General features: G+C 64.5%; 12 protein-coding genes. 4 read left to right on the top strand and 8 right to left on the bottom strand.

Going from position 1 to position 14,068, the window contains the following annotated elements:
- Positions 1 to 15: 15 nt before the first annotated feature.
- The 4 genes from GQ651_RS12335 to GQ651_RS12320 all read right to left on the bottom strand — a co-directional run bounded on the left by GQ651_RS12335 (position 16) and on the right by GQ651_RS12320 (position 3,726).
- A complete protein-coding gene (locus tag GQ651_RS12335) occupies positions 16 to 1,053 on the bottom strand; it encodes a HesA/MoeB/ThiF family protein (RefSeq protein WP_160764551.1) in 1,038 nt (345 codons plus the stop codon).
- Complete coding sequence (gene dut, locus GQ651_RS12330) at positions 1,053 to 1,520, bottom strand: dUTP diphosphatase (RefSeq protein WP_160764550.1); 468 nt, start codon at positions 1,518 to 1,520, stop codon at positions 1,053 to 1,055. The genes GQ651_RS12335 and dut overlap by 1 nt, the downstream gene beginning before the upstream one ends.
- A complete protein-coding gene (gene coaBC, locus GQ651_RS12325) occupies positions 1,517 to 2,719 on the bottom strand; it encodes a bifunctional phosphopantothenoylcysteine decarboxylase/phosphopantothenate--cysteine ligase CoaBC (RefSeq protein WP_160764549.1) in 1,203 nt (400 codons plus the stop codon). The genes dut and coaBC overlap by 4 nt, the downstream gene beginning before the upstream one ends.
- Positions 2,720 to 2,847: 128 nt before the next feature.
- A complete protein-coding gene (locus GQ651_RS12320) occupies positions 2,848 to 3,726 on the bottom strand; it encodes an RNA polymerase factor sigma-32 (protein WP_160764548.1) in 879 nt (292 codons plus the stop codon).
- A gap of 216 nt (positions 3,727 to 3,942) precedes the next feature.
- Here GQ651_RS12320 and GQ651_RS12315 point away from each other — a divergent pair, with 216 nt between their 5' ends.
- Entirely contained in the window at positions 3,943 to 5,457 is a 1,515-nt protein-coding gene (locus GQ651_RS12315) for a YifB family Mg chelatase-like AAA ATPase (RefSeq protein ID WP_160764547.1), read from the top strand.
- Here GQ651_RS12315 and gshB read toward each other — a convergent pair.
- From gshB to rsmI, 3 genes are all read right to left on the bottom strand, one after another.
- Complete coding sequence (gene gshB, locus GQ651_RS12310) at positions 5,440 to 6,384, bottom strand: glutathione synthase (protein WP_160764546.1); 945 nt, start codon at positions 6,382 to 6,384, stop codon at positions 5,440 to 5,442. The two genes, GQ651_RS12315 and gshB, sit on opposite strands and share 18 nt — an antisense overlap.
- Positions 6,385 to 6,473: 89 nt before the next feature.
- Entirely contained in the window at positions 6,474 to 6,839 is a 366-nt protein-coding gene (locus tag GQ651_RS12305) for a YraN family protein (RefSeq protein WP_160764545.1), read from the bottom strand.
- 53 nt (positions 6,840 to 6,892) lie between these two features.
- Complete coding sequence (gene rsmI, locus GQ651_RS12300; RefSeq protein WP_160765149.1) at positions 6,893 to 7,711, bottom strand: 16S rRNA (cytidine(1402)-2'-O)-methyltransferase; 819 nt, start codon at positions 7,709 to 7,711, stop codon at positions 6,893 to 6,895.
- A 124-nt stretch (positions 7,712 to 7,835) separates the two neighbouring features.
- On the opposite strand from rsmI, the gene GQ651_RS12295 reads away from it, so the two are divergent.
- Genes GQ651_RS12295 through murJ form a run of 3 tightly spaced genes read left to right on the top strand, consistent with a single transcriptional unit; the run spans position 7,836 to position 13,343 of the window.
- Positions 7,836 to 9,002 carry a penicillin-binding protein activator gene (locus GQ651_RS12295; RefSeq protein ID WP_160764544.1) on the top strand — a complete coding sequence of 389 codons (1,167 nt, stop codon included), beginning with the start codon at positions 7,836 to 7,838 and terminating at the stop codon, positions 9,000 to 9,002.
- Entirely contained in the window at positions 8,962 to 11,769 is a 2,808-nt protein-coding gene (locus tag GQ651_RS12290) for a [protein-PII] uridylyltransferase (RefSeq protein WP_160764543.1), read from the top strand. The genes GQ651_RS12295 and GQ651_RS12290 overlap by 41 nt, the downstream gene beginning before the upstream one ends.
- Positions 11,769 to 13,343 carry a murein biosynthesis integral membrane protein MurJ gene (gene murJ / locus GQ651_RS12285; protein WP_160764542.1) on the top strand — a complete coding sequence of 525 codons (1,575 nt, stop codon included), beginning with the start codon at positions 11,769 to 11,771 and terminating at the stop codon, positions 13,341 to 13,343. The genes GQ651_RS12290 and murJ overlap by 1 nt, the downstream gene beginning before the upstream one ends.
- 7 nt (positions 13,344 to 13,350) lie before the next feature.
- Here murJ and GQ651_RS12280 read toward each other — a convergent pair whose 3' ends face one another.
- Positions 13,351 to 14,040, bottom strand: coding sequence for a rhomboid family intramembrane serine protease (locus GQ651_RS12280; protein ID WP_160764541.1), 690 nt, complete (start codon positions 14,038 to 14,040; stop codon positions 13,351 to 13,353).
- Between the last annotated feature and the right edge of the window lie 28 nt (positions 14,041 to 14,068).

Here is a 14,068-nt window from a genome sequence, read left to right as displayed (position 1 = left end):
GAAAAATCCAGCATATCAACCGGATTTGCCGCAGACAGGGCAATCGGGACGCGGTTTGACGGTGATCGTCCGGGTATCGGCGTAAAGCGCATCATAGATCATCATACGCCCCAAGAGCGGCTCGCCAGCATTCGCCAGCAGCTTGATCGCCTCGACAGCCATCATCGCGCCCACGACGCCCGGCAGAGGCCCAAGGACGCCACCCTCGGCACAGCTTGGCGCAAGGCCCGGTGCGGCGGCCTCTGGGAACACGCAAGCATAGCAGGGCGCGCCTCGTGAAGGATCGAAGATGCTGATCTGCCCTTCCCACTGCGAGATCGCAGCCGAGACCAGCGGCAGCTCTGCGCGAACGGCCGCCTCGTTCACCAGATAGCGGGTTTCGACGTCGTCCGTGCCGTCGAGGATCAGGTCATAATCCGTAAACAGGTCATCCACGATGTCAGCCGTCAGGCGCCGGTGGTAAGGACGGACGGTCACAAACGGGTTCTGCGCGGTCAGCGCGATTTCCGCGGAAAAGACCTTGGGCATCCCGATGCGCTCGTCGGTGTGGATCACCTGCCGCTGCAGGTTGGAATTCTCGACCACGTCGTCGTCGATCACACCAATGGTGCCGACACCGGCGGCGCACAGATACTGCAGCGCCGGCGCACCGAGACCGCCCGCTCCAACGACAAGCACGCGCGCCTCTTTCAGACGTTTCTGGCCAGGCCCGCCGATTTCGCGAAGCACGATATGGCGGGCGTTCCGTTCCAGTTCGGCAGACGATGTGCTGGGAGCCGCCTTCGCGCGATTCTCGGGCAGAACACGCTTTCTGAGCTGCGCCAGTCCCTTGGAATAGACCCAGACGACGGCGCCCAGAAGGCCGAGCACCGCCCACTCGCCCGCCGAGCCACCCGTCGCTTCACGCAACGCATGGCCCTCGGGCAGGGCGACATGCACGGCCATGACCGCCACATAGAGCAATCCGATCATCAGAAGCCGCGCTGACACCGGCATGTTCATCCGGCTGCCGATGAACCAGAGGAAGACGGCAAGGGCGAGGACCAGCGCCATCAGCGCCGCCCGGTCGAGCCGAAACCGCCCGCGCCACGCTCGGTCTCGCTGAGGCTGTCGCTGAGGACGAAACCGGCCTGCACCACCGGCGCGACCACGGCCTGCGCGATGCGGTCGCCGTGGGCGATCGTCACCGGCTCCTGCCCGAGATTGATGACGATGACGCCAAGGGGGCCGCGATAATCGCTGTCGATGGTGCCGGGCGTGTTGGGCAGGCTGATCCCGTGCTTCAGCGCAAGCCCCGATCGCGGACGGATCTGCATCTCGAAACCTTCGGGAATTTCCACCCTAAGTCCCGTCGGGATCAGCGCGCGCGCCAGTGGCGCCAGGGTCACGCCGACGTCGCGCGCCTCGGGCGGGAAATTCGCACGCAGATCGGCACCCGCCGCACCAGCCGTCTCATAGCCCGGAAGCGGCAGGTCCGTATCTGCATCGGGCAGCCAGGACAGTCGGACAATTGGCGTCATGCGGGTCCGAGAGCCTCTGCAATCCGCTCTGCCAGCCGCTTGGCCACCTCGGATTTCGAGGCGCGCGGCCAGACTTCGGCGCCGTCTGCGTCGATCAGCGTGACCGCGTTCTCGGTTCCACCCATGATTCCCGTCTCGGGCGAAACATCATTCGCGACGATCCAGTCGCAGCCCTTCCGGGCGCGTTTCGCTGTCGCGTTTTCGACGACGTCATTGGTCTCGGCGGCAAAGCCGATGACCAGCTTGGGCCGCCCTTCGGCCCTCTGCGAGACGGTGGCCAGAATGTCGGGATTCTCGGTCAGGGCCAGGGTCGGCACATCGCCCGTCGCGGTTTTCTTTATCTTGGCGTTGGACGCGCCTTCCACACGCCAATCCGCAACTGCGGCGGCGAAAATGGCGGCATCGGCGGGCAAGGCGGCCTCGACCACGTCCTTCATCTGGGTCGCGGTCTCGACAAGGCGCAACTCGACTCCGGCAGGCGGCGGGACACTCGCCGGACCCGTGACAAAGGTAACCCGAGCGCCCAGGCGGACCAACGCCTCGGCGATCGCACTGCCCTGCGCGCCCGACGAGCGGTTCGCGATGTAGCGGACCGGGTCGATTGGCTCATGCGTCGGCCCCGACGTCACGATCACATGCCGCCCCTTGAGCGGCCCGTCGGTCAGGGTGGCCTCAACGGCATCAGCGATCTGCGCGGGCTCGGCCATCCGACCCGGCCCGAACTCGCCACAGGCCATGTCACCTTCGTCGGGACCTATCCGGATGATCCCGTCCGCTTCAAGCTGGGCGACGTTTCGCTGGTTCGCCGGGTGCAGCCACATCCTGACGTTCATCGCGGGCGCGATCATCACGGGCGTGTCGGTCGCCAAAAGGACCGTCGAAGCAAGGTCATTGGCATGCCCGCCCGCCATTCGCGCGATCAGGTCCGCCGTCGCCGGCGCAACCACCAGCAGATCAGCCGAGCGGCTCAGTTCGATATGACCCATCTCGGCTTCGTCGGTCAGATCGAACAGGTCGGTATAGACCTTGTCGCCCGCCAAAGCCGCAGCCGATAAAGGCGTTACGAATTCCCGTGCGCCCGCGGTCAAAACGGGCGTGACGGAAGCGCCCCGCTTCTTCAACTGACGGATCAGGTCGAGCGACTTGTAGGCCGCTATCCCGCCCCCGATGATCAGAAGAACGCGTTTTCCAGCAAGCATCGACGGCTCCTTCTGCGGCCGGCCTCAAGTGTTACGAAGGTCGTGCGCGGACGGCAACCCGCGACGCGCATAAGAAAAGGCCCGCTGCATTTGCAACGGGCCCAGTCGGAACACACACTTGAAGGAAATTACACCAGAAACTCGTGAACCTCGCGCGACTGCGATTCGAGGTTCTTGCGCATCTTGCCGAAAGCGGCGGCTTCGAGCTGACGCACACGCTCTTTCGACAGGCCCAACTCGTTGCCGAGACTTTCGAGCGTACGCGGCTCGTCGCGGAGCTTACGTTCCTGAACGATAAAGCGCTCGCGCTCGTTCAGAGAGGACAGCGCCGACACCAGCCACGCGCGCAGCGTATCGATGTCCTTGTCATGCTCAACCTGCTCGGACTGACGCGCATCCTCGTCCTCGAGGGTTTCGATCCACTCTCGGCCCTCGTCATCGGCCGACTGGGTGGCATTCAGCGAGAAATCGGACCCGGCAAGACGGCCTTCCATCATCTCCACATCATGCAAAGGCACACCGATTTCGGTCGAAATCATCTGACGCATCGCCTGACGGTCAACAACCTCGCCCCGCGCTGCCGCCTCACGCTCAAGCCGGGCCTGAACGCGGCGGAGGTTGAAAAACAGCGATTTCTGGCTGGAGGTCGAGCCCGTGCGCACCATCGACCAATTGCGCATCACGTAGTCCTGGATCGACGCCTTGATCCACCAGACGGCGTAAGTCGAGAAGCGCACGCCCCGGTCAGGGTCGAACTTGTCGGCGGCCTTCATAAGGCCCAGACCCGCCTCCTGAATGAGATCGTTCATCGGCGCGCCGTAGCGCTTGAACTTGGCCGCCATCGAAATGGCCAATCGCATATAGGCTGTGATCAGGCGATGCAGCGCTTCTTCGTCGCGCTCGTCGCGCCAGGCATAGGCCAATCGCAACTCCGTCTCCGCGTCGAGAAGCTCGGCCTGCATGGCCCGCCTGGAAAGTGTCTGATCTGAAAAACCGTCAAGCGCCATTCGTCTTCCCCCGGTTGCTCGACCGAATATTTCGTCCGGTCTGATCCACTTTTCCTGTTGTTACGTGCGGACCTTGCCATTGGATCAATTCGCACTGCGTTTTTTAGTTCCCGAAAAGATCGGGATTTCCCAAATGGATAGCGCCGAGGAGTTAAGCGACCCTTAACCGCCTGTTAACTATACCCGCTCTAGCTGGTTGCGGATCACGAGGACGGGATGGTCGCGCGCAGCTACACAGTCGCTTTCGAGGGGATCGACGCCCGCCTCGTCGAGGTGCAATGCGCCCTGACGCCCGGAGTTCCGTCCTTCTCGGTCGTGGGCCTGCCGGACAAGGCAGTGTCCGAGGCCCGCGAGCGTGTGCGCGCCGCGCTCAGCGCGATCTCCATTGCGCTGCCGTCGAAGCGGATCACGATCAACCTGTCCCCGGCGGACCTGCCGAAAGAGGGGTCGCATTTCGATCTGCCCATTGCGCTGGCGCTTCTCGCCGCGATCGGCCTTCTGCCCGAGGATACCGTCGCGGGATATGTGGCGATTGGCGAGCTGTCGCTCGATGGCGGACTTGTGCCTGTCGCGGGCGCGCTCCCCGCCGCCGTGGCCGCAGGCGCCGAAGACCTGTCGCTCATTTGCCCCGAAGCAACCGGGAGAGAAGCCGCGTGGGTCGCGGGAACGGCGGTCATCGCCACATCCACACTTGGCGCTGCGATTGCACACCTGACCGGCCAGACCGTCGTCGCGCCATCGGACCCCGGCGAGGTTCGGGACGGCGCCATCTCCCCGGACCTGTCTGATGTGCGCGGACAAGAGCGCGGCAAGCGCGCATTGGAGATCGCGGCAGCCGGACGGCACAACCTGCTTTTCGTCGGCACACCGGGTTCAGGCAAGTCGATGCTGGCCGCGCGACTGCCCGGCATCCTGCCGCCCCTCGACGCTGGCGAGGCGCTGGAGACCTCGATGATCCTGTCCCGCGCCGGCATGATCGAGGCGGGCGGAATTTCGCGGCAGCGTCCGTTCCGTGCACCGCATCACACGGCCTCCATGGCCGCTATCGTCGGCGGCGGTCGCGGCGCCTTGCCGGGTGAGGTCAGCCTCGCGCATAACGGTGTTCTCTTCCTAGACGAGTTGCCCGAGTTTCCCCGAAACGTGCTGGAAACCCTGCGTCAGCCGCTCGAAACCGGTGATGTCACCGTCTCCCGCGCGAATGCCCATGTGCGGTATCCGTGCCGATTCCTTCTGGTCGCCGCCGCCAATCCCTGCCGCTGCGGCTACTTATCCGATCCGGGACGCGCCTGCGCGCGCGCACCGGCCTGCGGCGACGACTACATGGGCCGTATCTCGGGCCCGCTCATCGACCGTTTCGATCTGCGGGTCGAGATGCCGCCGGTGCCCTTCAGCGAGCTTGAAGAGGGCCCAACCGGTGAGGCGTCCGAGACCGTCGCGGCCCGCGTGGCTGGCGCGCGCGCGCGGCAGACCCAGCGCTATGCGGATGAGGGCGAGACGCGGCTGAACGCGGATGCATCAGGCGACCTCCTGACCCGTGTGGCGACACCTGACGAAGCCGGGCGCGCGCTTCTGTCCAAGGCGGCGGACAGGATCGGCCTGTCCGCGCGAGGCTATCACCGCGTGCTCAGGGTCGCCCGGACTATCGCCGACCTCGAAGGCAGCGACGCCGTCGCCCGGCACCACGTGGCAGAGGCGCTTGCCTATCGTCTGCCGTCAGCCCCGGCGCTCTAGCCGCGCGTCGATGGCATCCCAGATCGCCCCGGCGACGTTGATGCCGTCGAAGCGTTCAAGCTCTTGGATGCCAGTGGGCGAAGTCACGTTGATTTCGGTCAGGTAGTCGCCGATCACATCGATGCCGACGAAGACCTGCCCCTTCTCATTCAGAAGCGGCCCGATGGTATCGCAGATCTCGCGGTCGCGCTCGGTCAGACCGACTTTCTCGGCGCGGCCGCCCACGTGCAGGTTCGAGCGTGTCTCACCCTCGGCGGGCACGCGATTGATCGCACCGATCGGGTCGCCGTCGACGAGAATGATGCGCTTGTCGCCCTTGGTAACGGCGGGGACGAATTTCTGGGCGATCAGAGGCTCGCGGTTGATGCCCGTAAAAAGCTCCCAGAGGCTGACGAGGTTACGGTCGTCCGGGGTCAGGCGAAAGACGCCCGCGCCGCCGTTACCGTAGAGCGGTTTGAGGATGATATCGCCATGCTCGGCCCGGAAGGCGCGCAGCGTATCCAGATCGCGGGCGATGCAAGTGGGCGGGGTGAGGCCGGGAAAATCGAGCACAAGGAGCTTTTCGGGGTAGTTCCGGACCCAGAAAGGATCATTCACCACAAGCGTGCTCGCGGCGAGTTTGTCCAGGATGTGCGTGGTGGTGATATAGCCCATGTCGAAAGGCGGGTCCTGCCGAAGCCAGACCACATCCATCGTGGAAAGATCAACCGTTTCCGGCGCACCCTGTCTGGCGTGATCGCCCTTCACCCGTTGCACCGACAGGCTCGACGCCATCGCTGTGACCTTGCCGTCGTTCCAGGCAAGCTTGTCGGGCGTGTAGAGGAACATGTCCCATCCACGCGCCTGTGCCTCTTCGGCCAGCCGAAATGTCGAATCGGCGTCGATATTGACCCCGTCGATTGGGTCCATCTGAAAGGCGACGCGCATCGGAACCTCCGTAAAACTCTGGCAGCGACGCGCCATCTAATGGCGGAAGCGCAGAGCGTGTGCAATGTCGGAGGGAACGTCGTGGCCGCCTAACCCATGGTGATATTCTCCACCACTGCTGTTCGCCCATGGCTGTCCACGAAGGCGGCGTCGATACGTGCCGGCGTCAGAAGCCCCTGCGGTTCACGGGCAAGAAATTCCTCTGCGGCGGCGGAGATGCGCCCGATCTGGCGGCGCGTCAGGCTTTCCGCCGCCCGGAAACAGTCGCGCGATTTCTTGACCTCGACGAAGATCACCTCGGCACCGCGGCGGAAAATCAGGTCGATCTCGCCACCCCTGCCGCGCCACCGGCGGGCAGCCGCGCTATAACCCGCTTCGCAGTACTCGCGGCAGACCACGTCTTCCGCGGCAAGCCCCGCGTGATAGTTCGTCAATCCGCGATCATGAAAACTCATCAGGACACCTCCAGTCTCAAGTGTGGTGTACGCCCAGGCCAGTGAATATTCGTTTAATCGCCCTTGAGTTTCAGCCCCATGGCGTATGCCTCCCGCTTCGGGATGCCCAGTCTTTCGGCCACTTCTGCCGCCGCCTCTTTCAGTCGAAGGCTTTGCATCGCCTCCGCCATGGCCGCTTCGATATCGGCCTCCGAAGTTTCCCGATCAGGCGCAGGTCCGATGACCAGAACGACCTCGCCTTTCAGCGTCATGTCCGGCACCTGATCCAAGAGCGCACCCAAGGTGTCGCGCCGCACCTCCTCGAAGCGTTTGGTCAGTTCGCGGCAGATGACCGCCGGACGATCGGCTCCCAACCCCTCGGCTGCCGCTTCAAGGCTGTCGGCCAGCCGGTTCGGCGTCTCGTAGACGATCAGACTGCCGGTGAGTTCTGCCAATCCCCTGTAGAAGGCCCGCCGCGTCGTGGCACCGCTTGGCGCGAAGCCGGCGAAGGTGAAACGGTCACTAGGCAGCCCGGCCACCACGAGCGCCGCCAGCGCGGCGCTGGCCCCTGGCGCCGCCGTCACTGCATGCCCTCCCGCCGCCGCGTCCCTGACCAGCGCATAGCCCGGGTCACTGACAAGGGGCGTGCCCGCCTCGGAGGCATAGGCCACCGACTTGCCTTCCATCAGGGCCTTCAGGATCACCGGACGCATCTTGGGGCCGTTGTGGTCGTGGTAAGGCAGCACGCGTCTGTCTCCGAGCGCGACGCCGTGGATCTCCATGAGACGCCGAAGAGATCGCGTATCCTCGGCCGCCAACACATCGGCCGCAGCCAGGATATCAAGCGTCCTGAGCGTGATGTCGCGTGCATTCCCGATCGGTGTCGCGACCATGTATAGCGCAGGCGGAAGCGGCTCGACGCCGGTTTGGTTTGTCACACGCCCTCCGCGATTTACTTGATCCGTGAATATCCCTAGGGTCGCGCCAGTCCGGTCGCCCTGTCAGCGAGGTAATGAGATGGTCGCGCTTTTGTCCCTTCGCCGCAAGGCCTTGTCCCTGATCGCAGGCGCGGTCGCATTGGTCGGTTTGGCCGCATGCGACGTGCCGACCATCGGCGGAGGACCGTTGATCAACACTTCCCGCGCCGTTCCCGTAGCGCTCCTCGTGCCGAAAAGTTCTGCATCGGCTGGTTCCCTTGCCGTCTCACTCGAAAATGCGGCCCGGCTTGCGGCAGGCGATCTGGAGAGCGTCGAGATCGATCTGCGCGTCTACGACACGGGCGGGACCGCCGCCGGTGCCGCCGCCGCCGCAGAGCAGGCGTTGGATGACGGCGCGCGCATCTTCGTGGGACCGCTCTTCGCCGAAGCCGCCGCTTCAGCAGGTCAGGTGGCCGCAGGACGAGGCGTCAACGTGCTTGCGTTCTCGAACAACCCTTCAGTCGCCGGCGGCAACGTCTTTATCCTGGGCAACACGTTCCAGACGTCGGCAGACCGGCTGGTCCGCTACGCACAGTCCCAGGGCAAGGGCGACATCTACATCGTACATGCCGCCGATCCGGCCGAAGAATCCGGCCGCGATGCGATCCAGCGGTCCATCGCCGCGAATGGCGCGCGCCTTGCCGGAACCAGCAGCTTCGCCTTGTCGCAACAGGGCGTTATCGATGCGATCCCCCAGATCGCGAATGGCTATCGCAGCTCCGGCGCCAGTGCGGTCTTCGTGACCTCAGGCACATCAGGCGCCTTGCCATTCCTGGCCGAGCTTCTGCCGGAAAACGGGGTCGACGCTGACAACGCCCAGTTTATCGGTCTTCAGCGCCTTGATATCCCGACAAGCGCGCTCAGCCTCGGCGGGCTGCAGGGCGCGTGGTTCGCCACCCCGTCGCCCGGTCTGACCGCGCGCTTCAACGCACGTTATCAGGCGGCCTACGGCGCGCTGCCTTCGCCCGTCGCGGGGCTGGCCTATGACGGGATCGCCGCCATCGGCGCGCTGGTGGCGCAGGGCAACTCGAACGCCCTGACCGCCGAGGCGTTGACCCAGGGCCAGGGCTTTGCCGGCGTTAGCGGCCCGTTCCGCTTCTTCCGGTCCGGCACGAACGAGCGCGGCCTCGCCGTGGCGCAAATCCAGAACAACCAGGTGATCGTGATTGACCCCGCTCCAAGAAGCTTCGGCGGCGCTGGCCTCTGAGCCCGGCCCCGCCGAGGACCCAGCGGTCGACCTGATCGCACCCGCCAAAGAGATCTTTGACGCCGCCGCCGTCCGTGCGGCGATCGACGCCGAACTGGACGGCGACAGCGACGGGCGCGCAGTCCGGACCGTTACCGTACAGGTACTGAAAGCCGCGATCGCCGCGGGACGCGACCGCATCGCCGCTGAATTCGCGGAGGCACCGAAATCGGCGCGGCCGACGGTGCTCGCCTATGCCTATCTGACGGATGGCGTGGTCCGTACCGTTCTGGATGTGGCGCAGACGCGGCTTCACCCCAACCCGAACCCGACCGAGGGCGAGCGGATCGCCGTCCTCGCCGTGGGCGGCTATGGCAGGGGCGAAATGGCTCCCTTTTCGGATGTGGATCTTCTGTTCCTGATGCCGTGGAAGACGACACCCTGGGCCGAAAGCCTGATCGAGTCGATGCTCTACGTCTTCTGGGACCTGCATCTGAAGGTGGGCCATTCCAGCCGGACGATCCGGGACTGCATTCGCCTCGGGCGCGAGGATTACACCATCAGAACCGCCCTTCTGGAGCATCGCTTTCTGGATGGCGATCGTGCGCTGGCCGACGAGTTGAAGGCCAAGCTCCACAAGGATCTTTTCAAGTCCACCGCCTCGGACTTCATCGAGGCCAAGCTGGCCGAGCGAGCCGAGCGGCACCGCAAGCAGGGCGGACAGCGCTACATGGTCGAGCCGAACGTGAAAGAGGGCAAGGGCGGGCTGCGCGACCTCCAAACTCTCTTCTGGATCGGGAAATACATCTACAGCGTCGATGATGCCGCCGAGCTGGTGGACCTCGGCCTCTTCCGCAAGGACGAGTTCGACCGTTTCGTGGCCGCCGAAGCCTTCCTCATGGCGGTGCGCTGTCACCTGCATCTTGTCGCAGGCAGGGCCATGGACCAGTTGACCTTCGATGCTCAGGTCGAGGTCGCCCAGCGGATGGGCTATGTGGACAGGGCGGGCCGGCGGGGTGTCGAACACTTCATGCAGGAATACTTCCGCCACGCCACCTCGGTGGGCGAGGTCACGCGCATTTTCCTGACCGCGCTCGAAGCCAGCCACGTGAAACGCGCCGCATCGCCCTTCACGATGTTCCGGCGCCGCCGACAGTTGAAGGACGGCTATGTCCTGAAACACGGGCGCCTGATGATTTCGGGGGAAAAACGGTTCCTGAAGGACAAGCTGAACCTTCTTCGCATCTTCGAAGAGGCGCTCCGCACCGGGTACCTGATCCACCCCGACGCCATGCGGCTGATCTCGGCCAACCTGCACATGATCGACGACGAGATGCGCTCGTCACCAGAGGCGACGCGCTTGTTCCTCGATCTGCTTCTGAAACACGGCAACCCCGAGCGGGCGCTCAGGCGGATGAACGAATTGGGCGTGCTCGCCGCTTTCATCCCGGAATTCGCGCCGGTCGTGGCGATGATGCAGTTCAACATGTATCACAGCTACACGGTGGACGAGCATACCATCCAGTGCATCTCGACCCTTGCCCAGATCGAGCGCGAGGAGCTGGTCGAGGAACTGCCCATCGCCAGCCGCATCCTGAAAGAGGGCGTTGACCGGAAGGTGCTCTACACTGCGCTCTTTCTCCACGACATCGGCAAGGGCCGGCCCGAGGACCATTCGGTCCTGGGCGCACAGATCGCGCGCCGCGTGGCGCCACGCCTGGGCCTCAAGAAATCCGAAGTCGAGACGGTGGAATGGCTGGTCCGGTATCACCTTCTCATGTCCGACATGGCGCAGAAGCGTGACCTTGCCGAACCCCGCACCATTCGTGATTTCGCCAAGGCCGTGAAGACCAAGAAGCGGCTAGACCTTCTGACGGTTCTGACCGTCTGCGATATCCGAGGCGTCGGGCCGGGTGTCTGGAACAACTGGAAAGCGCAACTCCTCCGGGCGCTATACCGTCAGACGGCGGTGGCGCTGGAACAGGGGCTGGAGGCGGTCAACCGCGAAAGCGCCGAGGCGGAGGCCAAGCGCGCCGTCCGCGAGGCGCTGTCGGACTGGGATGCCAAGGCGCTTCGCAAGGAAACGGGCCGTCACTATGGCCCCTACTGGCAGGGGCTAACGACCGAGACTCAGGTGGTCTTCGCCAACATGCTCAAGGATATCGAGGACGATCAGATCCGGATCGACCTCATGCCCGACGAAGACCGCGACGCCACGCGGGTCTGTTTCGCGCTGGCCGACCATCCGGGCATCTTCTCGCGGCTCGCCGGCGCGCTGGCGCTCGTGGGAGCCAACGTGGTCGACGCGCGGACCTATACCTCGTCCGACGGCTACGCCACGGCCGTGTTCTGGGTGCAGGACGCGGAAGAGTCGCCCTATGACGCGTCGCGGCATCCGCGCCTCAAATCGATGATCGAACGGACGCTGCATGGCGAGGTTCTGCCCCGGAAGTCGCTTGTCGACCGCGACAAGATGAAGAAGCGCGAAAAGGCCTTCAACGTGCCGACGTCGATCACCTTCGACAACGAAGGCTCCGACATCTACACAATCATCGAAGTCGACACCCGCGACCGACCCGGTCTCTTGTACGACCTGACCAGGACTCTTGCGGAATCGAACGTCTATATCGCGAGCGCCGTGATCGCGACCTACGGCGAACAGGTTGTCGACTCGTTCTACGTCAAGGACATGTTCGGCCTTAAGTTTTACGGCGCGTCCAAGCAGCGGACCCTTGAAAAGCGCCTGCGCGACGCGATCGAGGCCGGCGCCGAACGGGCCCGCTCCTGATGGCACCCATCGGGCTGGCGCGGGGTTTCATGACTGTGGGTCTCTGGACCCTGCTCAGCCGGATATTCGGGTTTATCCGGGACATCCTGATCGCCGCATGGATGGGCACTGGCCCGGTGGCCGAGGCGTTCCTGGTGGCCTTCGCACTTCCGAACATGTTCCGTCGCTTCTTCGCGGAAGGGGCGTTCAACATGGCATTCGTGCCGATGTTCTCGAAAAAGCTGCAAGCTGGCGAGGGCGCGCAGTCCTTCGCGCGGGACGCATTCGCAGGTCTGGCGGCGATCCTGATCCTGTTCACGATCCTCGCCACCATCTTCATGCCCTGGCTCGTTTTGGCGATGGCGTCGGGCTTCGTGGGCGATCCGCGCTTCGAGATGACCGTCACGCTTGGCCGGATCGTTTTCGTCTACATCCTGTTCATCTCTCTCGCCGCGCTCTTGTCAGGCGTCCTGAACGCGTCCGGCCGGTTCATCGCTGCGGCCGCGGCACCTGTTCTTCTCAATATCATCCTGATCGGGACGATGATCGGCGTGGAAACCGGCGTGATCACCGGCACCTTCATCAACCCTGCGCAGGACGGTGCGGCCTTCGGCTCCGCGCTCGCGGTGGGAGTCGTCGTGGCTGGAATCGCGCAGCTGGCGCTGGTCTGGTGGGCGGCCGCGCGCGCGGGCTTCCCCCTCAGACCCAAACGCCCGGTCTGGACACCGGAGCTGAAACGCCTTGCCGTGATCGCCGCCCCTGCCGCGCTGGCAGGCGGCGTGGTGCAGGTGAACTTGCTGGTGGGCCGACAGGTGGCCAGCTTTTTCGACAGCGCCATCGCCTGGCTCAGCTATGCCGACCGTCTGTACCAACTTCCCCTCGGAGTCGTCGGCATCGCTATCGGTATCGTGCTTCTGCCCGACCTTTCACGTCGCCTGCAGGCCGAGGACACGGCAGGCGGCAAGAACGCCTTCAACAGGGCGGGCGAGATGTCGCTGGCTCTGGCCGTCCCGTCCGCCGTCGCGCTTCTGGTCATTCCGGTCACGCTGGTCGAAGTCCTGTTCCAGCGAGGTGCTTTCGGGGCAGACGATACAGCGGCCACGGCACTCGCCTGCGCCATATACGGGCTTGGCCTGCCGGCCTTCGTTCTGCAGAAGGTTGTGCAGCCGCTTTACTTCGCGCGGGAAGACACGAAGCGCCCGTTTCTCTACGCGCTCGTGGCGCTCTTCGTGAATGCCGGCGTCGCGATAGGTCTCGCCCCCGTCATCGGCTTCATGGCCGCCGCCATCGGCACGACGATAGCGGGTTGGGCGATGCTGTTCCTGCTCTGGCGCGGATCGCGCGCCATGGGAGACGCCGCCGTCACGGACGAACGTTTCCGCAAACGGGTCTGGCGGATCGTAGGCGCGTCGGCCGTCATGGGCGCGGCGCTTTGGGTGGGACAGTTCACCCTGTCGCCGCTGATCGAGACACCCGGTCTCAAGTTCGTGGGGCTGGCCATTCTGGTCTCAATCGGTATCGCCGTTTATGCGACGGTCGGATTGGCAATCGGCGCGTTTCAGAAGAGCGATCTCAAGGCCGCCTTCCGCCGGTAACCTCTGACTATCGCTGCCGAAGGCGCGCCAATAGCCTCCGAAACCCACCACGCGCCAGAACCGGGGTCAAAGCAAAGCCCATGGCGAAGCCGGCGATCTCGGCAACCCAGTCGTATGTGCCTCCAAACAAGGCACCGAACACAAGCTGGATACCGAGGAGCAAGCCGATCAGCGTGAAGGCGCGATACTGGTTCTGACCCGCCGCGCCATAGCTTGTCCACAAAAGGAAAGTGTAGGCCCCGATCAGCCCGTAGACCGACGGATAGCCGCCGACGAGCGGGCGCGGATCACCGGTCAGCCCGGCAAAGACCAACGCCCCGAAGGCTCCGCAGGCCACGAACAGGACAAGCACGGCGAAATTGCCGAAGACCTCGCCCACGAGCTTGCCAAGGGCCAGCAGGAAGACGATCACCATCAGCGCATGAACGAAGCCGTAATGCACAAACGGATAGGTCACGAAGCGCGCCAGATGTTCGGGCGGCCACTGCCCGGTTTCGATCATGGCCTCCAGAACCGGAGCGAAGAAGGCGAATTCCCGGATCGTCTCAAGCCGCCAACCAACACCGCCCGCCCCGCCGACATACCCGCGCGCGCCTGCCGACAGCACGACCTCGACCGCAAAGATGGCGAGCGCCAGTGCCGCCACCGCAGGGGGCAACGGGTTGACCAGCGGCTGCATCTCTTCTCGGTCGGACATCGTGCGATTGCCTTTCTTGACGGGCCTG

It is taken from the genome of Kangsaoukella pontilimi (assembly GCF_009830125.1).
Taxonomy (GTDB): Bacteria; Pseudomonadota; Alphaproteobacteria; order Rhodobacterales; family Rhodobacteraceae; genus Kangsaoukella; species Kangsaoukella pontilimi.
This window is presented reverse-complemented; position numbering and strand designations above follow the sequence as displayed.